This window comes from Pseudomonas sp. R3.Fl, from assembly GCF_023516765.1.
GTDB lineage: Bacteria > Pseudomonadota > Gammaproteobacteria > Pseudomonadales > Pseudomonadaceae > Pseudomonas > Pseudomonas citronellolis.
Window position 1 is genome coordinate 6,584,995 of the sequence record NZ_JAMGSO010000001.1, and the last position, 25,602, is coordinate 6,610,596.

Genomic DNA, 25,602 nt, shown 5'->3' on the forward strand with positions numbered 1-25,602 from the left:
TTCCGATTCCCTGTTGAGCGTGTTGCGCGGCCAGCCCTTCGGGGTGTGCCGCGCTTTTTTATCTCGTAGGAGCGAGCTTGCTCGCGAACAGAGTTACCCGGTAGCAGCAGTGTTCGAGATGAACGCCGTCCCCTCTCCCCAGCCCTCTCCCTTCAGGGCGGGGCGCGCAGCCGAGGGTTAGGGAGAGGGCGCTCTTCAGCCACGTAGGGCGGATAACCACGAGCGGTCCCTGGCCCCTTCGCAGGTCACTCCGTCTGCGGATCGAACTGCTTGTCGCGGATCAGCAGGGCGGGAATGATGCCGCAGACGAAGTAGGCCGCGCCCATCACCAGGAAGCCCGCGCCGATGGACACCTGGGTGGCCAGGAAGCCGATGGCCGCCGGGGCGATGGCCGCGCCGATGCGGCCGATGTTGTAGGCGCCGCCCACGGCGGTGCCGCGGTAGCGGGCGGCGAAGCTTTCGGTCATGTAGGTGGCGTTGACGCCGTAGGGGATGCCATAGAGGAAGCCGAACACCACCAGCATCCAGAGAATGGCCTCGGGGCTGTGGTAGAGCACGATCACCGGCAGGAACACCGCGGTGCCCAGGGCGCCGAAGGCGAACACCTTGCGCCGGCCCAGCCAGTCCGAGGCGACGCCGGCCAGGACCTTGCCGAGGATCATCGCCGCGTAGGTGCCCACCAGGTAGGCGGTCATGGACTTGAAGTTCATGCCCATCTCGGTTTCCAGGTAGGACGGCAGCCAGTTGTTCACGCCGTAGTAGCCGAACTGCAGGAAGCCCGCGGTCAGCGACCAGAAGATGAACATGCTGCGGGCGCGGCGGTCGCCGAAGATCATGCGGAACGCGCCGGCGGATTTCTTCTCGACGACTTCCTCCTGGCCCAGGGCCTTGCGGCGCTTGCGCTCGGCCTGGGCTTCCACCCAGGCGGCCGGTTCCGGCACCAGGCGGCGCATGGCCACGGCCAGCACCACCGGGATGATCGCGACGTAGAACAGGTAGCGCCAGCCGTAGCTCGGCAGGATCCAGCCGGCCAGCAGGGTGGCGACGATGTAGCCCACCGACCAGCCCGCCTGCAGGGTGCCCAGCACCGTGGTGCGGTACTTGGTGGGCACGTATTCGGCCATCAGGGTGTTGCAGGCGACGTAGAGCGCGCCCAGGCCCAGGGAGGCGACGAAGCGCGCCGCGGCGAACTGCCAGTAGCTGTGGGTCAGGCCCAGCATGGCGGTGCCGACCGAGAACAGCACGATGGTCCAGACCACGGTGCGCACCCGGCCGAAGCGGTCGCACGCCCAGCCGCCGTAGATGCCGCCGATGGCCATGCCGGCCAGGGTGAAGCTGCCCAGGCTGCCGGCCTGGACGTTGCTCAGGCCGAACTCGGCCTTCAGGCTGGTGAGGCTGTAGGACAGCAGCATGAGGTCGGCGCCGTCGATCAGCAGGCCGATGAAGCAGAACAGGAACACGATCACCCAGGTCTTGCTCTGGGTGGTCGCTTGGGAAGTCGAAGCAGTGGTTTCCATGGGCGAACTACCTGTTGTATTTATTCGTGGGCCGGTGCTTGCGGCCCATCGGTAAGCCTGCGGGTCGCCGCCCGGCGGGGCAGGGCGGCGAGGGCGTCGTTCAGTGCGTGGCTTCGCGGATCATGTTGCGGGCGATGACCACCTGCTGGATCTGCGTGGTGCCTTCGTAGATGCGGAACAGCCGCACGTCGCGGTAGAAGCGCTCGATGGCGTACTCGCTGACGTAGCCGGCGCCGCCGTGGATCTGCACGCAGCGGTCGGCGACGCGGCCGCACATCTCGGTGGCGAACATCTTGGCGCAGGAGGCCTCGGTGCTGACGTTGCGGCCCTCGTCGCGCTTGCGCGCGGCGTCCAGCACCATGCAGCGGGCGGCATAGATTTCCGCCTTGCTGTCGGCGAGCATCGCCTGGATCAGCTGGAACTCGGCGATCGGCTTGCCGAACTGCTTGCGCTCCAGGGCGTAGCGCAGGGCGTCGTCGAGCATGCGTTCGGCGGCGCCGACGCTCAGCGCGGCGATGTGCAGGCGGCCCTTGTCGAGCACCTTCATGGCGGTCTTGAAGCCCACGCCCTCGACGCCGCCGATCAGCTGGCTGGCCGGCACGCGCACGTTGTCGAAGATGACGTCGCTGGTATGCGCGCCCTTCTGGCCCATCTTGTGGTCCGGCTTGCCCAGGGAGATGCCCGGGGTGCCGCGCTCGACGATGAACGCGCTGATGCCGCCGGCGCCCCTGATCTCCGGGTTGGTGCGCGCCATCACGGTGTAGATGCCGGCATGCGGGGCATTGGTGATGAAGCGCTTGGTGCCGTTGAGCACGTAGTGGTCGCCGTCGCGCACCGCGCTGGTCTTCAGCGAGGCGGCGTCGGAGCCGGCGTCCGGCTCGGTCAGGCAGAACGAGCTGAGCAGTTCGCCGCTGGCGAGCCTGGGCAGGTAGTGGCCTTTCTGTTCGGGCGTGCCGTCGATCAGGATGCCGATGGAGCCGATGCCGTTGTTGGTGCCGATGTAGGAGCGGAAGGCGGGGGAGGTGCGCCCGAGTTCGAAGGTGATGTTCACCTCTTCTTCCATGGTCACGCCCAGGCCGCCGAACTCTTCGGGAATGGTCAGGCCGAACAGGCCCATCTCACGCATCTGCTCGACGATGTCCTGGGGAATGGCGTCGGTTTCCGCGACTTCGTTCTCGCGCGGTATCAGCACCTCGTCGACGAACTGGTGGATGGAATCCAGAAGTATCTGCAGCGTCTCTGCGTCTCGGATCATGTGCTCTCCTCAAGGGCCCGCCGGGCGGGCCTGTCTGGCAGGGCACCGTCACCCGGGCATCAGCGAGCGGCGGCACCTATGTTGTTGACCATGTTGATCAGGCGGGGCCCGATGTCGTCCTCGAGCTTCTCGCGGGTCAGCTGGAAGCTCGGTCCGCCGCAGTTGAAGGCCAGCAGCCCGTACTGCGGATGTACCAAGGGCACGGCGACGGAGTTGACGTCGCGGTGCCATTCACCGATCGACAGGCAGTAGCCGTAGTCGGTGAAGTCCCTGAAGGCGCGGTCCAGGCCCTTGCGGATGGCCGGCCAGTGTTGCGGTTCGCGCTCGCGGATGTGGTCGAGCAGGAACTCCCGTTCGTTCTCCGGCATCGCCGCCAGGCAGGCGCGGCCCACCGAACTCACCGCCAGCGGCAGGTAGCTGCCGATCTGCCGGCGCATCGTCATGTTCCCCTGGCCCTGGACCACGTCCAGGTACACCATCTGCAGGCGGTCGCGGGCGGCCATGGCCACCGCCGCCTGGGCGTGGTTGGCCAGCTCCTCCATCAGCGGGTGGGCCACCGCGCGGATCGACAGGTTCGACAGCATCGCGTAGCCGAAGCCCAGCACGCCGACGTCCAGCTGGTACTTGCCCGAGTGCACCTCGCGCTTGAGGCAGCCCAGGCGCATCAGGGTGTTGGTCAGGCGCGTCACGGTCGGCTTGGGCAGGCTGGTCTTGCGCGCCAGGTCCTGGTTGCTCAGCACGTTTTCCCGTGGGTTGAAGCAGCGCAGGATTTCCAGGCCGCGAGCCAGGGCCGTGACGAACTGACCGCTGCTTTCCTCCTCGCTCAGCGCCGTGGCGGGGTCGAACATCCCCCGTTCCAGCAGGCCGATCTCACCTTCGTTTTTCGTCGGCGCAGCCGAATCCAGCTCCGTCTTGTTGCGGCGCATGGTAGAACCCCTTTTCCGAGAAAATCAATAAAATAAAATTCAGTTTCGTCAGACGAAATTATAGAGGGTTTTCCAGTCTGCGTAAAATTGTCGCTTATATATTTACTAACTAATTGTTTTTAAAAGTAAAAATAACAGATCCGAGCAGATGCCGTTTACAGCTTCGATCGAGGCTCACTATGATGAATCGTAAATACGGAATGTAGTTTCGTCAGACGAAACAAGACTGAGGCAAGCACGATCATGAGCAACCAGCACCCCAGCGTGGTCCACCGAACGATCCAGGCCGATGGCGTGGCGGTGGTCCGCATCGACCGCCCCGAAGCCCGCAACGCCCTCAATGCCGCCGTGCGCCAGCAACTGGCCGAGCACTTCCGCGCGCTGGCCGACGACAGCCAGGTGCGGGCCATCGTCCTGACCGGGGGAGAGCAGTGCTTCGTGGCGGGCGCGGACATCCGCGAGTTCGCCCAGGCCAGCCCCATCGAGATGTACCGCCGGCACACCGAGCTGCTCTGGGACGCCATCGGTCGCTGTCCCAAGCCGGTGATCGCGGCGGTGAACGGCTTCGCCCTGGGCGGCGGCTGCGAGCTGGCGATGCACTGCGACATCATCGTCGCCGGCGAGTCGGCGCGCTTCGGCCAGCCGGAGGTGAAACTCGGGCTGATGCCCGGCGCCGGCGGCACCCAGCGGCTGATCCGCGCGGTGGGCAAGTTCCAGGCGATGCGCATGGCCCTGACCGGCTGCCTGGTCAAGGCGCCGGAAGCCCTGGCGATGGGCATGGTCAGCGAGGTGGTCGGCGATGCGCAGACCCTGCCGCGCGCCCTGGAACTGGCCGCCGAGATCGCCGCGCTGCCGCCGCTGGCCGTGGCGCAGATCAAGGAAGTGATGCTCGCCGGCGCCGACCTGCCGCTGGACAGCGCGCTGACCCTGGAGCGCAAGGCCTTCCAACTGTTGTTCGACTCCCGCGACCAGAAGGAGGGCGCCGCCGCCTTCCTCGAAAAACGCCAAGCCAGCTTCCAGGGGGAATGACCCATGACGCGTGACATCCAACGCATGGCCATCGTCGGCACCGGCGTGATGGGCAGCGGCATCGCCCAGATCGCCGCCCAGGCCGGCATCCAGGTGAAACTCTTCGACGCCCGCGAGGGTGCCGCGCAATCGGCGCGCGACAACCTCGGGCGCACTCTCGCCAAGCTGGCGGAGAAGGGCAAGATCAGCGCCGGGGAAGCCGACGCCACCCTGGCCCGCCTGCTGGTCGCCGGCTCCCTGGCCGAGCTGGCCGATTCCGAGCTGGTGGTCGAGGCCATCGTCGAACGCCTGGACGCCAAGCAGGCGCTGCTGGCCGAGCTGGAGGCGGTGGTCGCCGCCGACTGCATCCTGGCGACCAACACCTCGTCGCTGTCGGTCACCAGTATTGCCCGCGGCTGCCGGCACCCCGGGCGGGTGGCGGGCTTCCACTTCTTCAACCCGGTGCCTCTGATGAAGGTGGTCGAGGTGATCGACGGCCTGGCCAGCGACCCGCAGGTGGGCGACCGCCTGCAGGCGCTGGCCGCGCGTATGGGCCACCGCGGCATCCGCGCCAAGGACACCCCCGGCTTCATCATCAACCACGCCGGGCGCGCCTACAGCACCGAGGCGCTGCAGATGCTCAAGGAAGGCATCGCCGAGCCGGCCGACATCGACCGCATCCTGCGCGAGGGCCTGGGCTTCCGCATGGGGCCGCTGGAGCTGTTCGACCTGACCGCGCTGGACGTCTCGCACCCGGTGATCGAGTCCATCTACAACCAGTTCTACCAGGAGCCGCGCTACCGGCCGGCGGCGCTCACCCGGCAGATGCTCGAAGCCGGCTTCGTGGGCCGCAAGGTGGGCCGTGGTTTCTACCGTTATGAAGACGGCAAGATGATCGACCCGCCGGCGCCGCAACCGGTGCCGAGCGTGGCCGTGCTGCCGCCGGTATGGATCGGCGCCGAGAGTGACGAAGACCGCCAGCGGCTGGCCGCGCTGCTGGAAAAATTGGGCGCGCGCCTGGAGCAGGGCAGCGCGCCGAGCAGCGAGGCCCTCTGCCTACTGGCCCCCTACGGCATCGACGCCACCAGCGCCTGCCGGCGTTTCGGCAGCGACCCGGCGCGCACCCTGTGCATCGACCTGCTGCTCGACCTGCAGCGCCACCGCTGCCTGATGCAGAACCCGGCGACCGCCCCGGCCATGCGCGATGCCGCCCATGCGCTGCTGGCCGCCGATGGCGTCGGCGTCAGCCTGATCAACGACAGCGTCGGCTTCGTCGCCCAGCGCGTGCTGGCGCTGATCGTCAACCTGGCCGGCGACATCGTCCAGCAGCGCATCGCCAGCGTCGACGACCTGGACGAAGGCGTGCGCCGCGGCTTGGGCTACCCGCAGGGGCCGCTGGCCTGGGGCGACGCCGTCGGCCCCGCGCGGCTGCTGACGATACTGGAACGCATGACCGACCTGACCGGCGATGCCCGCTACCGCCCCGGCCCGTGGCTGCGCCGCCGCGCCGCGCTGGGCTTGTCGCTGCGCCATGCCGAGCCCGCGCAGGGCTGAGGCCCGGCGCTCACCCGATCCAAGGAGACCTCCATGCTCAATGCCTTTATCTACGCCGGCCTGCGCACCCCCTTCGGCCGCCATGCCGGGGCCCTGGCGCCGGTGCGCCCGGACGACCTGGCGGCCCACGTCATCCGTGAACTGCTGGCCCGCCATGGCGTGCCGGGCGAGGCCATCGAGGACGTGATCCTCGGCAACACCAACCAGGCCGGCGAGGACAGCCGCAACGTCGCCCGCCATGCCGCGCTGCTGGCCGGGCTGCCGGTGACGGTGCCGGGCCAGACGGTGAACCGCCTGTGCGCCAGCGGCTTGGCTGCGGTCATCGACGCCGCGCGGGCCGTGACCTGTGGCGAGGGCGAGCTGTTCGTCGCCGGCGGCGTCGAGAGCATGTCCCGCGCGCCCTTCGTCATGGCCAAGGCCGAGGCCGCCTACAGCCGCGACCTGGCGCTGTTCGACAGCACCATAGGCGCGCGCTTCCCGAACCCCAGGATCGTCGCCGGGTTCGGCAACGACAGCATGCCGCAGACCGGCGACAACGTGGCCCGCGAATACGGCATCAGCCGCGAGCAGGCCGACCGCTTCGCCGCGGCGTCCCAGGCGCGCTACGAGGCGGCTCGCCAGGCCGGCTTCTTCACCGGCGAGATCGTCCCGGTGAGCGTGCCCACCGGGCGCAAGACGCCGCCGAAGGTAGTGGAGCAGGACGAGCACCCGCGCCCGGAGTCCGACGAAGCCGCGCTGGCGCGCCTGAAGCCGCTGTTCGAGGGCGGCGTGGTCACCGCCGGCAACGCCTCGGGGGTGAACGATGGTGCGGCGGCGCTGTTGATCGGCTCCGCCGCGGCCGGCGAGCGCCATGGGCTCGCGCCGATGGCGCGAATCCTCTCCGCCGCGGCCGTGGGCGTGGAGCCGCGGATCATGGGCGTCGGCCCGGTCGAGGCGATCAACAAGGCGCTGGCGCGCGCCGGCCTGGGCCTCGCCGACATGGACATCATCGAGATCAATGAAGCCTTCGCCTCCCAGGTGCTCGGCTGCCTGAGCGGCCTGGGCGTCGCCTTCGACGATGCGCGGGTCAACCCCAACGGCGGCGCCATCGCCGTCGGCCACCCGCTGGGGGCTTCCGGCGCGCGGCTGGCGCTGAGCGCGGCGCGACAACTGCAGCGCAGTGGTCAACGCTATGCGGTGGTCAGCCTGTGCATCGGCGTGGGCCAGGGGCTCGCCATGGTTATCGAGCGCGTCTGAGCGCGCCAGTGAGGATATGAAGATGGGTGCTTTGAGCGGATACCGCGTACTCGACCTCAGCCGTGTCCTGGCCGGCCCCTGGTGCGGCCAGATCCTGGCCGACCTGGGCGCGGAGGTGATCAAGATCGAACGGCCCGGCGTGGGCGACGACACCCGCGGCTGGGGCCCGCCCTACATGAAGGCGGCGGACGGCTCGGACAGCCCCGAGGCGTCGTACTACCAGTCGACCAACCGCAACAAGCTGTCGGTGGCGCTGAACCTGGCCAGCCCCGAGGGCCAGGCGCTGGTGCGCGCGCTGGCCGGCGAATGCGACGTGCTGATCGAGAACTACAAGGCCGGCTCGCTGGCCAAGTACGGGCTGGACTACGAGAGTCTGTCCAAGCTCAACCCGCGCCTGGTGTACTGCTCGATCACCGGCTTCGGCCAGACCGGGCCGCGCGCGGAAGAGCCCGGCTACGACTTCATCATCCAGGGCATGGGCGGGCTGATGAGCATCACCGGCGAGAAGGACGGGGTGCCCGGCGCCGGCCCGCAGAAGGTCGGCGTGGCGGTGTCCGACGTGATGACCGGGCTGTACTCGGTGGTCGCCATCCAGGCCGCGCTGCTGGCGCGGGAGAAGACCGGCCGCGGCCAGCACTGCGACATGGCCCTGCTGGACGTGCAGGTGGCCATGCTCGGCAACCAGAGCCAGAACTACCTCGCCACCGGGCGCTCGCCGGGGCGGCAGGGCAACGCCCACGTCAACATCGTGCCGTACCAGGTGTTCTCCGGCAGCGACAGGGACTTCATCATCGCCTGCGGCAACGACAGCCAGTTCGTCGCCCTGTGCGAGGCCATCGGCCTGCCGGAACTGCCCAAGGACCCGCGCTTCACCCGCAACGCCGACCGCGTGCGCAACCGCGAGGCCATCGTCGGCCAGTTGGCCGAGCACTTCCGCAAGGACAGCGCCGACAACTGGGTGGCCCGCATCCACGCGGTCAAGGTGCCGGTCGGCGTGATCAACGACATCGGCCGCGCCCTGGACGAGCCGCAGGTGCTGGCGCGCGACATGCTGGTGGAGATTCCGCACGCCCTCAACCCCGGCTTCAGGATGGTCGGCAGCCCGCTCAAGCTGTCCGAGACGCCGGTGCAGTACCAGCGCCCGGCGCCGATGCTCGGCGAGCACACCGACGAGGTGCTCAAGCGCCGGCTGGGGCTGGACGAGGCGCGCCTGGCGGAACTCAAGGCCCAGGGCGTGATCGAGCAGCTCGGCGAGTGAAGCGTTCGCGAGCAAGCTCGCTCCTACAGGGAAGCACCTGCTCTTCGTAGGAGCGAGCTTGCTCGCGAACCCACCCAAATTACGGGGGCGCTGCCGAGGTCGAGCCCGGAGCGGCCTGGGGAGTTCGCGAGCAAGCCCCGTAGGATGGGTTGAGCTTGCGATACCCATCGGACCCTGGTGATGGGTATCGCTTCGCTCAACCCATCCTACGAAGAGCCCCTTCGGCGCGGTCGGTACTACAGGTGGGCTCGGAGGCGGACGCATCGTAGGAGCGAGCTTGCTCGCGAACCCAGCCAAATTACGGGCGGTGCTGCCGAGGTCGAGTCCGGAGCGGCCCAGGGGGTGCTTCGTGGCCAGCCTCGGCGCGTCGCGGAACCAAGGTCAAGCGGCGGATAACCGGGAACGGTTATTCGCCCTACGCACCTGCAACAAGAGGAGAGTCGAATGAAGGTAGTGGTCGCGGTAAAGCGCGTGGTCGATTACAACGTCAAGGTCCGGGTGAAGGCGGACAGCTCCGGTGTCGATCTCGCCAACGTGAAGATGTCCATGAACCCCTTCTGCGAAATCGCCGTGGAAGAGGCTGTGCGCCTGAAGGAGAAGGGCGTTGCCAGTGAGATCGTGGTGGTTTCGGTCGGCCCCGGTGCTGCCCAGGAGCAACTGCGCACCGCCCTGGCCCTGGGCGCCGACCGCGCCCTGTTGGTCGAGTCGAACGACGAGCTGAACTCCCTGGCCGTCGCCAAGCTGCTCAAGGCCGTGGTCGACAAGGAGCAGCCGCAGCTGGTGATCCTCGGCAAGCAGGCCATCGACAGCGACAACAACCAGACCGGGCAGATGCTCGCCGCGCTGACTGGCTATGCCCAGGGCACCTTCGCCTCCAAGGTCGAAGTGGCTGGCGACAAGGTCAAGGTCACTCGTGAAATCGACGGCGGTCTGCAGACCGTTGCGCTGAACCTGCCGGCGATCGTCACCACCGACCTGCGCCTGAACGAGCCGCGCTACGCCTCGCTGCCGAACATCATGAAAGCGAAGAAGAAGCCGCTGGAGGTGATCACCCCGGACGCTCTCGGCGTTTCCACCGCTTCCACCGTCAAGACCCTCAAGGTCGAGGCGCCGGCGGCCCGCAGCGCCGGCATCAAGGTCAAGTCCGTGGCCGAACTGGTCGAGAAACTTAAGAACGAGGCGAAGGTGATCTGATGGCTGTCCTGGTTGTTGCAGAACATTCGAATGACGTGCTGGCCGCGGCGACGCTGAACACCGTCACCGCTGCGCAGAAAGTGGGTGGTGATATCGCCGTACTGGTCGCCGGCCAGAACGTCGGCGCAGTGGCCGAAGCCGCCGCCAAGGTCGCGGGCGTTTCCAGGGTGCTGGTCGCCGACGACGCCGCCTACGCCCACCAGTTGCCGGAGAACATCGCGCCGCTGGTGGTTTCCATCGCCCAGAACTTCACCCACCTGCTGGCCCCGGCCACCACCAACGGCAAGAACTACCTGCCGCGCGTCGCCGCGCTGCTGGACGTCGACCAGCTCTCCGAGATCATCGAGGTGCTCAGCGCCGACACCTTCAAGCGCCCGATCTATGCCGGCAACGCCATCGCCACCGTGCAGTCCTCGGCGCCGATCAAGGTCATCAGCGTGCGCACCACCGGCTTCGATGCGGCGGGCGCCGAAGGCGGCAGTGCCAGCATCGAGGCGCTGGGCGAGGTCTTCGATGCCCGCAGCTCGACTTTCATTGGCGAAGAGCTGGCCAAGTCCGACCGCCCGGAGCTGACCGCCGCGAAGATCGTGGTTTCCGGTGGCCGTGGCATGGGCAACGGCGACAACTTCAAGCTGCTCTATGCCCTGGCCGACAAGCTCGGCGCCGCGGTGGGCGCTTCCCGCGCCGCGGTGGACGCCGGCTTCGTGCCCAACGACATGCAGGTCGGCCAGACCGGCAAGATAGTCGCGCCGCAGCTCTACATCGCCGTGGGCATCTCCGGTGCCATCCAGCACCTGGCTGGCATGAAGGACTCGAAAGTCATCGTGGCCATCAACAAGGACGAAGAGGCGCCGATCTTCCAGGTCGCCGACTACGGCCTGGTGGGCGATCTGTTCGAGCTCGTCCCGGCGCTGGAAAAGGCCGTCTGAGCCCCAGCCCATCCCTTGCCGGGCCGGACTCCGCCGGCCCGGCGTTTCGCCAACACTCCTGCAAAGAAACAACAACAATGACTATTCGTCGACTCCCTGTGCTGGTCTCCGGACTGGCGCTGCTGCCCCCGTTCGCCCATGCCGAGTTCCTGGCCGACAGCAAGGCCAGCCTGGAAATGCGCAACTTCTACTTCAATCGCGACTACCGCCAGAGCGGCGCCAAACAGTCCTACTCGGAGGAGTGGGCACAGGGCTTCCTGCTGCGCTACGAGTCCGGCTACACCGACGGCACCGTCGGCGTGGGCGTCGATGCCCTCGGCCTGCTCGGCCTCAAGCTCGACTCCAGCCCCGACCGCTCCGGCTCCGGGCTGCTGCCGTATTCCGCCAGCAGCGGGCGCGCCGCCGACGACTACAGCGACCTCGGCCTGACCGCCAAGCTGCGCGTCTCCCGCAGCACCCTGAAAGTCGGCACCCTGCTGCCCAAGCTGCCGGTGGTGCAGTACAACGACACCCGCCTGCTGCCGCAGACCTTCCAGGGCGCGCTGGTGGAGTCGAAGGAACTCGACGACCTCGACCTGCAGGCCGGCCAGCTGCGCCAGGTCAAGCAGCGCGACTCGTCCAACGCCGAGGACCTCAGCGTCACCCGCGGCAACAAGCGCAACATCAGTGCCGGCAGCCACCTCAGCAGCGACCGCTTCAACCTGGCCGGCGGCACCTACCGCTGGAGCGAGCGCCTGAGCACCAGCTACCACTACGCCAATCTCGAAGACCTCTACCGCCAGCACTACCTGGGCCTGGTGCACCTGCTACCGATCGCCGCCGGCCAGTCGCTGAAGTCCGACATCCGCTGGGCGCGCTCCACCGACGACGGCGGCAGCAACGTCGACAACCGCGCGCTCAACGCGATGTTCACCTACAGGCTCGACAACCACGCCTTCGGCCTGGGCTACCAGCGCATGTCCGGCGACACCGGCTTCGCCTACCTGACCGGCACCGATCCGTACCTGGTCAACTACGTGCAGATCGGCGACTTCGCCAACAAGGACGAACGCTCCTGGCAACTGCGCTACGACTACAACTTCGCTGCCCTCGGCCTGCCCGGCCTGAGCCTGATGACGCGCTACCTGCGCGGCGACAACATCGACCTGCTCAACGGCCAGGGCGACGGCAAGGAGTGGGAGCGCGACACCGACATCGGCTACGTGGTGCAGGACGGGGCGCTGAAGAACCTCGGCTTCAAGGTGCGCAACAGCACCTTCCGCAGCAGCTTCGGCAACGACCTGGACGAAACGCGGCTGATCGTCAGCTACACCTTGCCGCTCTGGTAGGGCAGGGCCGGCGAAAGGGGAGCGCCGCCTGGCGCTCCCTCTTCTGCGCCGGGCAGGCCTATCGGCGATCAACGCCGTGAGCGTGGAAGTGGACAGCCCTGGTCTTCCTGTCCTCGCCGCGCAGGCGTTGCGGATTTACTTCAGGAATTCTTGATACAAATCATTCTCAATGGCGTCGTTTGGTTCCTAAATGCGGGCTCGCGATTCCTCATCTATCGAGCCAAGGAGAAGACCATGCGAATCAACCGCGCCGTTCCCGTGATACTGGCGCTCGCCGCCCCGTTCGCGGCGGCCAAGGAGTACCCCATCGGCGCGCCGCAGGCCTGCGGCGGGATGGAGATCGGCGCGGTGTACCTGCAGCCGATCGAAATGGACCCGCCCGGGATGATGCGCGCCGCCGCGCAGTCCGACGTGCACCTGGAAGCCGACATCGCCGCCACCGCCGACAACCCCAACGGCTTCCAGGAGGGCAGCTGGATTCCCTACCTGCGGGTGGCCTACGAACTGCGCAAGGACGGCAGCGAGCAGGTCCTCAAGGGCGACTTCCACGGCATGGTGGCCAGCGACGGCCCGCACTACGGCGACAACCTCAAGCTGCTCGGCCCGGGCAAGTACCACCTGACCTACACCATCCTGCCGCCGTCGGGAGCCTCCATGTTCGGCCGCCACGTCGACAAGGAAACCGGCGTGGCGCCCTGGTTCGAGACCTGCAAGGTGGAATACGACTTCACCTACGCCGGCATCGGCAAGAAAGGCGGCTATTGATGCGCGGGCCGCACCCGCTGCGGGTGCGGCGTTAATTTCCCGAGAGTCGCGAGGCCGTCATGTTGCGCTCGTTCTTCTGCCTGCTGGCACTGTCGTTCGCCGTTGCCGCGCAGGCAGCGCCGCTCCCCACCTATGAGCTGACCATCACGGATGGCCACTTCACCCCCCAGACTCTGGAAGTGCCCTCCGGGCAGCGCTTCAAGGTCGTGGTGCGCAACGCCGGCAGCGGGCCGGCCGAGTTCGAGAGCACGCCGCTGCGGGTGGAGAAGGTGCTCTCGCCGGGCGTCACCTCGTTCGTGGTGATCCACCCCCTGCGTCCCGGCCGCTACCCCTTCTTCGACGAGTTCCACATGGACCTGCCGCAAGGCGAGATCGTGGCGCACTGACCGGGAGCCAAGCATGCTGCAATCCTTGTTCATCGTCTGGCGGGAGAGCGTCGAGGCGCTGCTGGTCGTCGGCATCCTGCATGCCTGGCTCTGCCATCGCCCGGAGCCCGCGCGCGGCCTGCGCATGCTCTGGAGCGGGGTAGGGCTGGGCGTCGTGCTGGCCTGCTCGCTGGCCGCGCTGTTCATGCTTGCCGGGGAGTGGCTGGCGGGGCCGTCCGGCGAATGGTTCCAGGCCGCCATGGTGCTCTGCGCCAGCCTGCTGATCCTGCAGATGGTGGTGTGGATGCACCGCCATGGGCGCGGCATGAAGCGCCAGCTGGAGCAGGACGCCGAGCGCAGCATCGCCGAGGACGGCGGCTGGGGCGTGCTGCTGCTGGCGATGCTGGCGGTGGCCCGCGAAGGCAGCGAGACGGTGGTGTTCCTCTACGGCATCGGCGCGCAGCAGGGGGCGGACTGGAGCTGGTTCGCCTTGGGCGGCGTGCTCGGCTTCCTGCTGGCGCTGGCCACCTACGCCGCGCTGCAGTGGTCCTCGCGGATACTCACCTGGCGGCGCTTCTTCCGCGTCAGCGAAGTCCTCCTGCTGCTGCTCGGCGGCGCCCTGCTGATGGCGGCGCTGGATCGGGTGGCGGGGCAGGTCATGGCGCTGGACCTGCCCGAGTGGTGCTATGGGCTGTTCGGCGATCCGCTCTGGGACACCTCCGCCTGGCTCAGCGACGGCCACGGCCTGGGCGCGGCCCTGGCCGGCTTCGCCGGTTATCGCGCCGCGCCCTCGCTGCTGGCGGTGCTGCTCCTGCCGGCCTACTGGATGCTGGCGAGCTACCTGTGCCGGCGCGGCGAGCGCCGCGTAGAGGCCCGGCTGGCATGAAGGGCGCGCCTTCCCTCTTGCTGACCCGGTCGTTGGCCCGGCTGGGGGACGGCATGCGCCGGCATGCCGGGCTGATCCGCGCCCTGCAATGGGCGGTGGTGCTGTTCTACGCGGTGCTGCTGATCGTCCCGGCGTGCCTGGACCTGCCGCCGGCCCAGGCGCGCATGCTGGACAACCTGGCGGTGTTCGCGCAGTTCGTGTTCTGGGGCATCTGGTGGCCCTTCGTGCTGTTGTCGATGCTGCTGTTCGGGCGGCTCTGGTGCGGGCTGTTCTGCCCCGAGGGCGCGCTCAGCGAATGGGCGAGCCGGCACGGCCGCGGGCGCGGCGTGCCGCGCTGGATGCGCTGGGGCGGCTGGCCGTTCCTGGCCTTCTGCCTGACCACCCTGTACGGGCAACTGGTCAGCGTCTACGACTACGCGCTGCCGGCGCTGCTGATCCTCGGCGGCTCGACCCTGGCGGCGATGCTGGTGGGCTTCCTCTACGGGCGCGGCAAGCGCGTCTGGTGCCGCTACCTGTGCCCGGTCAGCGGCGTGTTCAACCTGCTCGCGCGGCTGGCGCCGGTGCACTTCCGCGTCGACGAGGCGCGCTGGCTGGCCAATGCCGGGCCGCACCTGCCGACGCCCAACTGCGCCCCGCTGATCGACATCCGCCGCATGAGCGGCTGCGCCGACTGCCATTCCTGCGGCCGCTGCAGCGGCCAGCGCGGCGCCGTGGCCCTGAGCCCGCGCTGGCCGAACGAGGAAATCGTCGTCCACGGCCAGCGCACGGAAAGCCCCTGGCCGGCGCGCCTGCTGCTGTTCGGAGTGATCGGCCTGGCCATGGGCGCCTTCAACTGGACGCTCAGCCCCTGGTTCATCGCGCTCAAGCAGACGAGCGCAGAATGGCTGGTGGAGCGGGGCATCCTCTGGCCGCTGGAGGCCAACGCGCCCTGGTGGGTGCTGACGCATTACCCGCAGAACAACGACCTCTTCACCTGGCTCGACGGCGGCGTGCTGGTCTTCTACGTGCTGGCCTGGGCGCTGCTCATGGGCACCTGGCTGACGGCGCTGCTGCGCCTGGCCGGCAAGCTGTCGGGACTGGGGCAGGGGCTGCACGGGCACCTGGTCCAGGCGCTGATTCCCCTGGGCGGCTGCGGGCTGTTCCTGGGGCTTTCGGCCACCACGGTGAAACTGCTGCGCTACGAAGGGCTGGCCCTCGGCTGGGTGCAGCCGGCGCGGGCCCTGCTGCTGGCGGGCGCCTGCGCCTGGACGCTGTGGCTGGGCTGGCGGATCCTCCGCCGCCGCGGCGTCGCGCCCCTGCGCCAGCCAGCCGCGCTGGCTTGCCTGGCGCTGGCCTGCGTGCCGGTGCTGGGTGGCTGGTGGTTGATGTTCTGGGGTTGGAGCTGAGGCGGCGAGGCTGAATCCTGATGTAGCTGGGGCTTCCCCTCTGCCGGGGACATGCACGCTTCGGCGATGGCGATGGAAACCTCCGGAGCGGCAACGCCCGCCGCCCCGGAGGCCCGGTTTAGAACGCCTTGGTCAGCACGGCCCGCAACAGGTAGCCCTTGAAGTCGTCGTTGACCGCGTATTCCTGGTAGGCCGCCAGGTTCAGGCCGACGCCCGCGGCCGGCCAGAAGTAGCCGCCCTCCAGGCCGGCCGCGTGCCTTTGCGCGTCGCCGTCGCCCAATTGCCACTGGTCGTAGCCGACGAGGCCGAGTTTCAGGCCGTTGTCCAGGCGCTTGGCGAGGCCCCATTCGACCAGGAACGTGTCTTCCACGTCAGGGTCGTCCGCGGCTTCGTAGCGGCTGAGGACGTTCAGGCTGAGGTCCTTGCGCTCGGTCAGGTAGAGGTTGCCGCCCAGGGTGAGCATCAGTTCGGAATAGCCCAGCCCGGGGTCGGCCGGCCGGTCGTCCTGACCGGTGGGCGACCAGAACCCGGCGCCCGCCACGGCGTCCCAGCGCTGGCCATGCCAGCCGATGACGCTGCCGGCGTAGATGTCGCCCACGCCCCAGGCCGAGTCGTCGACGGCTCCCGACGCCAGGTGCAGGTCGGTGTGGGTCACCGGGACTATGGTCTCGAAGGTCAGGTCGCCGTCCAGGACCTTCTGCCCGGTGACCCAGACCAGGCGGTTGGCCAGGGCGTCGACGCGCACGTCGCTGTCGGGGACGGCGTCGTGCCGGTCGGCCTGGTAGTGCACGGCGTAGCCGCGGTAGTACACGCCGGGAGGCGGCACGACGGCGCCGTCGATGCCTTCGACGCCAGGGCTGTAATGGCCCCCAGCCAGGGCGGAGAGGGGCAGCAGCAGGGCCAGGATTGCGGGAGCGAGGTTCTTGTTCTTGGTAATGCTCATGGTGTCTTCCGGTAGGTCGGCAGGGTGGGTGTGGTCAACGCCGGGTTGCTTCGCGGGGGACTGCCGCTTTCACTGGCTTTCCGACTTCAGCCTGGATTGGCCGCCGACGCCGTAGTGCTGCCTGGCCATGTCGCTGAGGATGATCCGCACCGCGTCCCGCGGGACCGCCAGGGCGCGGTGGCAGGCTTCGGTGACTTCGTGGATCAGTTGCTCCTTCTGCTCGTCCGTGCGGCCTTCGACGAGGTGGATGCTGATGATGGGCATGGGGCTTTTTCCTCTCTGGGGTGGGTTCCGCCCTTTCTGGCGGATGAGCGAAGCCGTGGGCCCTGCCGGTATGCAGGCGGGGCCCCGGTGTGGTTTCGGGCGTCAGGTGGAGGTCAGGTCGCCTCGAGGCTGGCGCCGATGCGCAGCGGCGCCGTCTCCTTGAGGCAGAGCGTCACCAGCAGCCCGCAGGCCATGGCGCCGAGCGCCAGCAGGGGCGTGTGCTGGATGCCGTGGTGGTTGGCGACGTAGCCCGCCAGGCCGGGGGCGATGCCGCCGCCGAAGATTTCGCCGATGCCGACGACGAAGCCGGAGGCGGTGGACATGAGCGTCGCCGGCACCGATTCGGTGGTGGCCGGCCCCACGGTCAGGCAGATCAGCCCGAAGTCGAAGAAGACCGTGAAGAACAGGGTGAGGAACAGGCGGGAGGTATCCGCGCCGGTGTTGATCAGCAGGTACAGCGAGGCCACCCCGCAGAGCACCGACAGCACCATCACCGGCTTGCGGCCGATACGGTCGGACAGGCTGGGCAGGACGATGGTGCCGACGGCGCCGCCGAAGCCGATGGCGGAAAGCACGTAGCCCATCTGCGCCAGGCTGAGCCCCAGGTAGTCGAGCAGGTAGTTGGGCAGGAACGCCCCCAGCACCACGAGGACGGTCAGCCAGCACATCATGCCGAGGATGTTCAGCGGCACGTTGCGGCTCTTGAAGGCATCGCGCCAGTGATGGCGGCCGGCGTCGTGGGTGCTGGTGTGTTCCGCGGCCGTGGCCGCGTCGGTGTTGCGCAGCACCTTGTACAGCAGGTAGCCGACGATCAACCCGGGGAGCATCACCATGGCGAACACCCAGTGCCAGTCGAACAGGTGCAGCAGCTGGGTGGCCAGCAGCGGGGCGAGCGCCAGGCCGAAGAGCGGCATCGCGGCCTGCTGGATGCCCAGGTTCAGGCCGTGGCGGCTGGGCCTCGAGGCCTCCAGCGTGGCGACGATGCTGGCCGGCGTGTAGGCGCCCTCGGCCGCGCCTATGACCGCGCGGATCAGCATCAGGCTGACCAGGCCGGTGGCCAGGCCGCTGCAGCCGGCCAGCAGGGAGAAGAGGATGACCGCGGGGATGATCACCGCGCGGTGGCCGAGGCGGTCGGACAGCTTGCCCATGAACAGGGACGAGCAGCCCCAGGTCACGGCCAGGATGCCGGTTATCAGGCCGAGGTCCTGATAGTCCAGGCCCAGGTCCTTCATCATGATCGGGAAGAGCGGCATGATCATGAAGCGGTCGATGCTGACCAGGCCGAAGCCGAGCGCCAGCAGCAGGACGGCTTTCCACTCGTACGAGGTATCGGGGCGATTGCCCAGGGTATCTTTCATGTTTTCGTCCACTGTTGTTCTTGTAATAGGAACGTGCCGGTACCACGGGGTGCACGCCTGGCCGGCACTTTGGGTTGGTACTGCGTCGTCGGTCAGTCGGGGGCCAGTACGAAGTCGAACCTGGCCGTCCAGCGGGTGGCGCCGCCCGGGTTCGCCTCGAATATCTGGATGAGGGATTGCTTAACGCCGAACACCGTGTCGGAGGCCAGGTACGCGTCGCCGGACACGAAGGTGTGCGTCACCAGGCGCTGGTAGCCCTCGGCCCCGACCATGAAATGCATGTGGGCGGGGCGCCACGGGTGCCGCCCCAGGCGCGCCAGCAACTGGCCGACCGGGCCGTCGTCGGGGATCGGGTAGGGCACCGGCTTGATGCCGCGGAAACGGTAGCGCCCGTCGGCGCCGGTGACGAAGCGGCCACGGTTGTTCCACTGCGGTTGCAGCCCGGGTTGCTGCACGTCGTAGTAGCCCTCGGCGTTGTCCGACCACACGTCCAGCACGGCGCCGGCGATGGGCTGGCCCTGCAGGTCGAGGACGCGGCCTTCGTACAGGCAGCTTTCACCTTTCTCGTCCAGGGATATGGTGTCGCCCATGGCGCGCAGGGGCGCGTTCTCCACGTGGAAGGGGCCGAACACCGTGCTCTCGGTCGCGCCGGGCGGGCGCCGGTGGTTGATGGCGTCCACCAGCATGGAGACGCCCAGGGTGTCGCTGAGCAGGATGAATTCCTGGCGGCGGTCGGAGCAGAGCTGCCCCGTCCTGGTCAGGAAGTCGATCGCCAGTTCCCATTCGGCCTCGGTCAGCTCCACCTCGCGGACGAAGCTGTGCAAGTGCTCGACCAGCGAAGCCATGACGGTACGCAGGCGCGGGTCGATGGCATCCCCCATGCGTGCGTTGACGGTCTTCGCCGACGCTGCCTCGGTAAAGTATTCGATCATCTGGTTCACCTTGATGCTTTCGTGTGGCCGCCGGGGCGGCGCGCTCATTCCGGCCGCAGGCCAGCCCAGGCCCGTTGCAGGAGCGCGCGGATGGCCTCGCGCTCGACCGGTCGGGGGTTCCAGTACGGGTTGGTCACGGCCAGGTCCGCGGCGCGGTCCAGGTCGCTTTCGCGCAGGCCCAGGTCCTTCAGCGCCAGGGGCGCGCCCAGCTGCCCGGCGAAGTCGTGGAGGCCGCCGCCGAGGTCGCCGCCGAACAGTTCGGCCGCCGGCTGCAGGGCCTCGGCCGCGGCCTGCTGGTTGTAGGCGGCGGTGTGGGGCAGCATGACCGCGTGGGTTTCGGCGTGGGGCAGGTTGAAGCTGCCGCCCAGGGTGTGGCAGAGCTTGTGGTGCAGGGCCATGCCGACGCTGCCCAGCACCGTGCCGCACAGCCAGGCGCCATACAGGGCCGAGCTGCGCCCGGCGATGTCCTCCGGCTGCCGGACCACGCCGGGCAGGGCCTGCTTCAGCGCCCGGATGCCTTCCACCGCCATCAGCGAGGTGATGGGGTTGCGGTTGCGCGCATACAGCCCCTCCACGGCGTGGGCCATGGCGTTGAGGGCGCTGGTGATGCTCATGGGCACGGGCAGCCCGAGGGTCAGCCGCGGGTCGTAGATCACCACTTCGGGGAGGATCGACGGCGCGCTCACCGTGGTCTTCACACCGTTTTCCGTCTGCCCGAGGATGGGCGTCACCTCGGAGCCGGCGTAGGTCGTCGGGATCACCACCTGGGGGGCGTCGTTGCGGTAGGCGATGGCCTTGCCCAGGCCGATGGTGGAGCCGCCGCCCAGGGCCACGACGCTGTCCGCGCCCAGCTCGGCATAGCGCGCCAGCGCCGCCTCGGTCACCTCTACGGGGGTGTGCATGGTGGCCTGGGCGAAGACGCCGACGCCCAGCCCGCCAAGGCTGTCGAGCAGCCGCTCGGCGTCCGCCTGTTGCGCGGGCGTCGAGAGCAGCAGGGCGCGCCGGCAACCCAGGGCCTCCAGTTCCGCGGCCGCGCGCAGGGAACTGCCGGCGCCGAAGACCACGCGGGCGGGGTTTTGGGTATAGAGAAATTCGTGCATCAGGATGGACTCCCGGTCGTGTCGGTCAGGCGAAGGCGGCGGTCGCTTCGTGGGAAGGGGCCTGGAGGTGCGTCAGGTGAAGCTGCCCCAGCAAGTCGTCCAGCTGGCGCTGCAGCGCCTCGGCCGAGCCGGCGCTGGCGGCGACGTAGAAGTCCGGGCGAATCACCAGGTAGCGGGCGCCCAGTTCTTCCAGCCAGGCGGCATAGGTGCCTTCGGCGTCTTCCAGGTCGCAATGGCTGCCCGGGCGGCCCAGGGTGACGAAGCGCGCGCCCAGGTGCTCCAGCGCCTGCAACTGGTGGGAGGGCAGGGCCTGGCGGGGCGATTGCTCGAAACCGATGACCCGCCAGCCGCGGCCGGCGAGGTCGTCGAAGCGCCCGCGCCGCTCGCCCGCGCGGACGATGCCCTGCACCGAGAGTTCGCCGGCGTGGGCGGCGTCCTTGCACCAGATGCCCGGGCCCAGCGCCGCCTTGTCGGTGGGCACCGGCGTGCGGCCGGAGGCCTCCAGTTCCGCTTTCATACGCCGGTCGCGCTCGGCGGCTTCCTGCGGGTCGGTGATGCAGATGATGCGCCCCAGCTCCATGGAGAACTCGATGTAGTGCTTGGCATGTTCGCGGCGTTCGCTGGTGTAGCTGTCCAGCACCGCTTCGCCCAGGGTGCCGTCGAGGATGGCGTCCAGGCGCCAGGCCAGGGCGACGGCGTCGCGCAGGCCGGCGCACATGCCCTCGCCGGCGAAGGGCGGCATCAGGTGCGCGGCATCGCCGGCGATCAGGCCGCGGCCATTGCGCCAGGACTCCGCCCAGCAGGCCTGGAAGCGGTACACGGCGCTGCGTTCCAGCGTCGCGTTGGCCGCCGTCAGGCCCCAGGGCTGCATCAGGCTCCAGGCGTTTTCCGGGCTGGCCAGTGCCTCCGCCGACTCGCCGGGCAGCGCCATGAACTCCCAGCGCAGGCGGCCGGGGCCGCCCGGCACTATGGTGGTGGGGCGCCTGGGGTCGCACAGTTGCCAGTGCACCGGGTCCAGCACCTGTTCCTGGTGCGGGATCATGTCGAGGATCAGCCAGTCGTAGAAGAAGCCGCAGTCGGTGAGGCTCAGGCCCAGCGCCTTGCGCACGAAGCTGTTGGCGCCATCGGCGCCCACGACGTAGCGGGCGCGGATGCGGCTGGGCGCGTCCGGCGCATCGCCAATGCCGCCGAGGCAGATGCCCTGGTCATCCTGCTGCAGTTCGTTGGCTTCCCAGCCACGGATCAGGCGGATGTTCGCGATGCCCTCGGCGATGCCCAGCAGGCGCCTTTCCAGGCCGGGCTGGTTGAACCAGTAGCGCACCCGCCAGCCGGAGGCCGAGGTGCTTTTCCAGTCGACGATCTGCAGGTCTTCGCCGGCGGCGTTGCGCCAGTAGTAGAGCTCGTCGTGGTAGTTGATCGCCGGGTCGTTGTCGGAGTCGATACCCAGGCCCGCGAGTATCCTGGCGATCTCATGGTCGAAGGTCACGGCGCGGGGGCGGTCGTAGGGTTGCGGCCAGCGCTCCACCAGGGTGACGCGGTGGCCCTTGCGGCCCAGCAGAATGGCCAGCAGGGTGCCGACGGGGCCGGCCCCGACGATGGCCACGTCCGCGTCGTAGCGCGCTTCGCCGGCGTTGTCGGCGGGTAAACCAGGCATGCTCATTGTCATTGTTCTCGCTCTCCGGATACCGGGCCGCCACGCCCGGCATCGCATCTTGTTATCGGGTAGCCCTCCGTGGTGGGCAGGGCGCGGCGTCCTGTCCGTCCCCAGCGCGTTGCGCTTGAGAGGGCAATGGCAAGCGGCATGCCAATGGTTCGTTGATTTTGTTTTCTTCAGGATAAACATAGGCTTACAGGACTTTTCGGCGCCTTTGGCGCCAGCGCTGGATTGCCGCGGAATTAACGTGTTTGTTAATTTCGAATTCACTAATAACAAAAATGTTGAGATGCCATGGGTGCCCGCAGCTTCCCCCAGGACCTGCTCCGTCAGTTCCGCATGCAGCCCGAAAAGGGCCAGATCTGGATCGGCCAGCAACGCGCATTCCTCATGCAGCTGTCCGCCTTCGCCGCCTTCCGCCGTGAGTTGATCGCCGAGATCGGCGTGGCCCATTCGCGCCGCCTGCTGGCCCGCATGGGCTATGCGACGGGCTCCAGCGACGCTGGGCTGGCGCGCCAGTTGCGTGGCGACGAGAGCGACCACGCCTTCATGGCGGGGCCGTTGCTGCATGCGCTGGAAGGGGTGACGCAAGTGGAGACCTTGCGCATGGAGGTGGACGTGGAGTCTGGCCACCACTATGTCGAGCAGATCTGGCACGACTCCTTCGAGGCCAGCGCCCACCTGGCGCACCTGCCGCCTTCCGCCGAGCCGGTCTGCTGGATGCAGGTCGGCCACGCCTCCGGCTTCAACAGCGCCTTCTTCGGCCGCACGGTGCTGTTCCGCGAGGTGGAGTGCCGCGGCATGGGCCACGCGCACTGCCGGATCATCGGCAAGCCGCTGGAGGAGTGGGGCCCCGACGGCGATCAGCTGGAGCTGTTCGGCTCCACCGACTACATCAACGCCTCGCTGAACGACCCCGTGCTGGACGAGGCCCTGGCGGTTTCCGACCTGATCGGCGCGGACCCGAGCTTCCTCGCCACCTGCCGGCGCATCGAGAAGATCGCCACGCGCGACGTCACCGTGCTGTTCCAGGGCGAGACCGGCGTGGGCAAGGAGCGCTTCGCCCGCCTGCTGCACCAGCTCAGTCACCGCGCGGACAAGCCCTTCGTCGCCGTCAACTGCGCGGCCCTGCCGGAAACACTCATCGAGTCGGAGCTGTTCGGCGTGGAGAAGGGCGCCTTCACCGGCGCCCACCGCAGCCGGCCGGGACGCTTCGAGCAGGCCGACGGCGGCACCCTGTTCCTCGACGAGATCGGCACCCTGACCTCGGTGGCCCAGGAGAAGCTGCTGCGCGTGCTGCAGCAACGCGAGGTCGACCGGCTGGGCGGCGATGCGCCGCGCCCCGTCGACATCCGCGTCATCGCCGCCACCAACGCGGACCTGGAGAAGGATGTCCAGCAGGGCCGTTTCCGCGAGGACCTGTACTACCGCATCAACGTCGTCCCCATCCACATCCCCGCGCTGCGCGAGCGGCGCAACGACATCCCCTTGCTGATCCGCTACTTCATCAAGCGCTTCTCCACCCAGCACCAGCGCACCATCAAGGGCCTCTCGCGCGCGGCCGTGCGGGCGCTGCTGGAATACCACTATCCCGGCAACGTGCGCGAGCTGGAGAACATCATCGAGCGAGGCGTGGTCCTGGCCGACGACAACGAGCCCATCGGCCTGAGCGACCTGTTCCTGTCCCCGGCGCGGGAGGCGGAAGCCCGGCCGGCCTTCGAGGCCCCGCAGCAGCGGCAGCGGATCATCGAGCAGTGGCTGGACGAGCACCCGCTGGAGGAGCTGATCGAGGCTTCGGTGAAGCGTGCCCTGGGCCGGGCCGGCGGCAATGTCGCCGGCGCCGCGCGGCTGCTGGGCATCACCCGCCGGCAGTTGGAGCACCGCCTGAAGACGCGCCAGCCTGGCGACGCCGGTATGGCGGATTGATCGCCCGGCCCCCTTCGGCAACGAGGCCGAAGGGGGCCCGGGATCGCTGAATTCTGGTTGCTCTATTCAGAGAGTCGATCGAACTTTCATTCGACCGAAAACAGCAGGGTTCTTCACTTTTAGAATGCTAGGTATTTCCCGCCCGGCAATATAGCCGCTGCGCGTAAAAACACCCTCGCCAAATAGTATATGAATCCGCAATCCATAAGGTCTGCAGAGGCTCTTGATGTTCTGCTGGTTCATGTTCCGCCTTCGCTTGAAACCATTCTGCAATATTCAAAAAACAAGAATCGGCCCCGGTTTGGGGACAAGGTCTTCGCCGGTGGCGGAGAACTTTGTGGGAACCGAATTAATTGGGTGGCAGTTGCCGCCTTTATCGGATTTCAGGAGATTCTTGATGCGTAGTATTTCTGCACTGGGCGGGATGGGGATTTGTACCGGGGCATTGCTCGTCCTGAGTGTTCCGGCGCATGCGGGGGTCGATGCCAGGTTGCTGGAAATGCTCAAGGCCAATGGCTCGATCAGCGCCGCCCAGTACACCGAACTCACGGCCGAGCTGGACAGGGAGAACCAGATCGCCGCGGAACAGGCCAAGGCCAAGAAAGAGCAGATGAGCGCCTTCGAGCAGAGCATCGCCTGGGCCGCCAGGACCCAGGTGAAGGGCGACGTCCGCGTGCGCCAGGAAACCGTGCATGCGCAGAACAGCGGCAGCAAGGGCGACCAGAACCGCCAGCGCATCCGCGCGCGGGTCGGCTTCTACAGCCAGATCAACCCGCAGGTGGACACCGGCATCCGCATCGCCACCGGCAGCGGCGACGACGCCCGCTCGACCAACCAGAGCATGGACAACTACTTCGACAAGAAGCAGCTGTGGCTGGACCAGGCCTACATCGACTTTCACCCCGCGGCGGTGAAGAACCTGCACCTGATCGGCGGCAAGATGAACCAGCCGTGGGTCAGCGAAGGCGATGTCATCTGGGACGGCGACATCAACCCCGAAGGCTTCGCCGCCACCTACAAATACCCACTGGGCGGCAGCGCCGAGCTGTTCGGCAGCGCCGGCTACTTCAACCTGAAGGACAACGTCGACGGCGAAGGCTACGCCTTCCAGCATGACCTGCGCCTGTACAGCGGCCAGTTCGGCGCCCGCTTCGCGCCCATCGACGGCATCAAGGCGACCCTCGGGGCGAGCCTCTACGCCTACGACAACGACACCGACAGTGCCTGCGGCTCGGCCACCACGACGCCGTGCCAGCTTTCCGCCAACGGCAACACCACCAGGGACTTCCGCCTCTACGAAGGCTTCGGCCAGCTGGACTTCGGCAACCTGCCGGTTCCGCTTTCGCTTTATGGGCAATACGTGGTCAACCAGGCGACCGATAGCAATGAAGATACTGCCTGGCTGACCGGCGCGAAGACCAAGGTGGGTGACTTCAGCTTCGACTACAACTATCGCGACGTGCAGCGTAATGCGGTGGTCGGGGCATTTACCGATTCGGACTTCGCCAATGGTTACACCGCATCTCGTGGTCACAAGTTCAAGGTTGCCTACGACATCGACAAGAACTTCGCCTTGGGTGCCACTTATTTCATGGCCAGGTCGGATGCCGCCAGTGGTTCACGTAAAGATGCGGATATCGATACGTTGCAATTGGATCTGGAGGCGAAGTTCTAGGTTAGTTGCGGATTTAAAGATTTTTCGAAGTATCAGTTGATACCGCGTGCTCCATATATCGAGGGTTGTCCATTGACTTCATTCAAGCCACCTTGAGTTCGTGAATGCCGGCTTCGGCCGTCCGATTCATTCCCCTTGGCCGCC

At 67.8% G+C, this 25,602-nt stretch carries 22 protein-coding genes; 13 read left to right on the forward strand and 9 right to left on the reverse strand.

Annotated features, from left to right (window positions below):
* Positions 1-245 precede the first annotated feature (245 nt).
* The 3 genes from M8R19_RS29170 to M8R19_RS29180 all read right to left on the reverse strand — a co-directional run bounded on the left by M8R19_RS29170 (position 246) and on the right by M8R19_RS29180 (position 3,698).
* The gene (locus M8R19_RS29170; protein ID WP_249919662.1) at positions 246-1,517 is read right to left on the reverse strand and encodes an MFS transporter; all 1,272 of its coding nucleotides are present in this window, start codon (positions 1,515-1,517) and stop codon (positions 246-248) included.
* A 100-nt stretch (positions 1,518-1,617) separates the two neighbouring features.
* Positions 1,618-2,772, reverse strand: coding sequence for an acyl-CoA dehydrogenase family protein (locus M8R19_RS29175; protein ID WP_249919663.1), 1,155 nt, complete (start codon positions 2,770-2,772; stop codon positions 1,618-1,620).
* Between the two features lie 59 nt (positions 2,773-2,831).
* Positions 2,832-3,698 (reverse strand): IclR family transcriptional regulator, encoded by an 867-nt coding sequence (locus tag M8R19_RS29180; protein WP_502943020.1) that lies wholly within the window; start codon positions 3,696-3,698, stop codon positions 2,832-2,834.
* 243 nt (positions 3,699-3,941) lie between these two features.
* Here M8R19_RS29180 and M8R19_RS29185 point away from each other — a divergent pair, with 243 nt between their 5' ends.
* The 11 genes from M8R19_RS29185 to M8R19_RS29235 all read left to right on the forward strand — a co-directional run bounded on the left by M8R19_RS29185 (position 3,942) and on the right by M8R19_RS29235 (position 15,606).
* Positions 3,942-4,727 (forward strand): enoyl-CoA hydratase, encoded by a 786-nt coding sequence (locus M8R19_RS29185; protein WP_249919664.1) that lies wholly within the window; start codon positions 3,942-3,944, stop codon positions 4,725-4,727.
* A 3-nt stretch (positions 4,728-4,730) separates the two neighbouring features.
* Positions 4,731-6,260, forward strand: a complete 1,530-nt coding sequence (locus tag M8R19_RS29190) for a 3-hydroxyacyl-CoA dehydrogenase (protein ID WP_249919665.1) — start codon at positions 4,731-4,733, stop codon at positions 6,258-6,260.
* Between the two features lie 33 nt (positions 6,261-6,293).
* Positions 6,294-7,496, forward strand: coding sequence for a 3-oxoadipyl-CoA thiolase (locus M8R19_RS29195; RefSeq protein WP_249919666.1), 1,203 nt, complete (start codon positions 6,294-6,296; stop codon positions 7,494-7,496).
* Positions 7,497-7,518: 22 nt separating this feature from the next.
* Positions 7,519-8,754, forward strand: coding sequence for a CaiB/BaiF CoA transferase family protein (locus tag M8R19_RS29200; protein ID WP_249919667.1), 1,236 nt, complete (start codon positions 7,519-7,521; stop codon positions 8,752-8,754).
* Between the two features lie 444 nt (positions 8,755-9,198).
* Positions 9,199-9,948, forward strand: coding sequence for an electron transfer flavoprotein subunit beta/FixA family protein (locus M8R19_RS29205; protein ID WP_249919668.1), 750 nt, complete (start codon positions 9,199-9,201; stop codon positions 9,946-9,948).
* On the forward strand, positions 9,948-10,877 hold the full coding sequence (locus tag M8R19_RS29210; protein ID WP_249919669.1) for an electron transfer flavoprotein subunit alpha/FixB family protein: 930 nt from the start codon (positions 9,948-9,950) through the stop codon (positions 10,875-10,877). Before M8R19_RS29205 ends, M8R19_RS29210 begins: the two co-directional genes overlap by 1 nt.
* A gap of 77 nt (positions 10,878-10,954) precedes the next feature.
* Complete coding sequence (locus tag M8R19_RS29215) at positions 10,955-12,205, forward strand: OprD family porin (protein WP_249919670.1); 1,251 nt, start codon at positions 10,955-10,957, stop codon at positions 12,203-12,205.
* 234 nt (positions 12,206-12,439) lie between these two features.
* On the forward strand, positions 12,440-12,970 hold the full coding sequence (locus M8R19_RS29220) for an iron transporter (protein WP_249919671.1): 531 nt from the start codon (positions 12,440-12,442) through the stop codon (positions 12,968-12,970).
* Between the two features lie 59 nt (positions 12,971-13,029).
* A complete protein-coding gene (locus M8R19_RS29225) occupies positions 13,030-13,356 on the forward strand; it encodes a cupredoxin domain-containing protein (protein ID WP_249919672.1) in 327 nt (108 codons plus the stop codon).
* 13 nt (positions 13,357-13,369) lie between these two features.
* The gene (locus tag M8R19_RS29230) at positions 13,370-14,221 is read left to right on the forward strand and encodes an FTR1 family iron permease (protein WP_249919673.1); all 852 of its coding nucleotides are present in this window, start codon (positions 13,370-13,372) and stop codon (positions 14,219-14,221) included.
* Positions 14,218-15,606, forward strand: a complete 1,389-nt coding sequence (locus M8R19_RS29235) for a 4Fe-4S binding protein (protein ID WP_249919674.1) — start codon at positions 14,218-14,220, stop codon at positions 15,604-15,606. The genes M8R19_RS29230 and M8R19_RS29235 overlap by 4 nt, the downstream gene beginning before the upstream one ends.
* A 118-nt stretch (positions 15,607-15,724) precedes the next feature.
* On the opposite strand, the gene M8R19_RS29240 is transcribed toward M8R19_RS29235, so the two are convergent.
* The 6 genes from M8R19_RS29240 to mhpA form a co-directional block, all read right to left on the reverse strand.
* The gene (locus M8R19_RS29240) at positions 15,725-16,549 is read right to left on the reverse strand and encodes a SphA family protein (protein ID WP_249919675.1); all 825 of its coding nucleotides are present in this window, start codon (positions 16,547-16,549) and stop codon (positions 15,725-15,727) included.
* A 69-nt stretch (positions 16,550-16,618) separates the two neighbouring features.
* Positions 16,619-16,813: a 2-hydroxymuconate tautomerase gene (gene thmT / locus M8R19_RS29245; RefSeq protein WP_009623158.1), complete on the reverse strand. Its 195-nt coding sequence runs from the start codon at positions 16,811-16,813 to the stop codon at positions 16,619-16,621.
* Between the two features lie 113 nt (positions 16,814-16,926).
* Positions 16,927-18,171, reverse strand: coding sequence for an MFS transporter (locus M8R19_RS29250; RefSeq protein ID WP_074980709.1), 1,245 nt, complete (start codon positions 18,169-18,171; stop codon positions 16,927-16,929).
* Between the two features lie 92 nt (positions 18,172-18,263).
* Positions 18,264-19,103, reverse strand: a complete 840-nt coding sequence (locus tag M8R19_RS29255) for an intradiol ring-cleavage dioxygenase (protein ID WP_249919676.1) — start codon at positions 19,101-19,103, stop codon at positions 18,264-18,266.
* 44 nt (positions 19,104-19,147) lie between these two features.
* Positions 19,148-20,203 (reverse strand): maleylacetate reductase, encoded by a 1,056-nt coding sequence (locus M8R19_RS29260; protein ID WP_249919677.1) that lies wholly within the window; start codon positions 20,201-20,203, stop codon positions 19,148-19,150.
* A 25-nt stretch (positions 20,204-20,228) separates the two neighbouring features.
* Positions 20,229-21,857 (reverse strand): bifunctional 3-(3-hydroxy-phenyl)propionate/3-hydroxycinnamic acid hydroxylase MhpA, encoded by a 1,629-nt coding sequence (gene mhpA, locus M8R19_RS29265; RefSeq protein WP_249919678.1) that lies wholly within the window; start codon positions 21,855-21,857, stop codon positions 20,229-20,231.
* A 294-nt stretch (positions 21,858-22,151) separates the two neighbouring features.
* On the opposite strand from mhpA, the gene M8R19_RS29270 reads away from it, so the two are divergent.
* Together M8R19_RS29270 and M8R19_RS29275 are read left to right on the forward strand one after the other, a co-directional pair.
* A complete protein-coding gene (locus M8R19_RS29270) occupies positions 22,152-23,783 on the forward strand; it encodes a sigma-54-dependent Fis family transcriptional regulator (RefSeq protein ID WP_058071776.1) in 1,632 nt (543 codons plus the stop codon).
* 397 nt (positions 23,784-24,180) lie between these two features.
* Positions 24,181-25,458 carry a putative porin gene (locus tag M8R19_RS29275; protein ID WP_249919679.1) on the forward strand — a complete coding sequence of 426 codons (1,278 nt, stop codon included), beginning with the start codon at positions 24,181-24,183 and terminating at the stop codon, positions 25,456-25,458.
* The last annotated feature ends 144 nt before the right edge of the window (positions 25,459-25,602 follow it).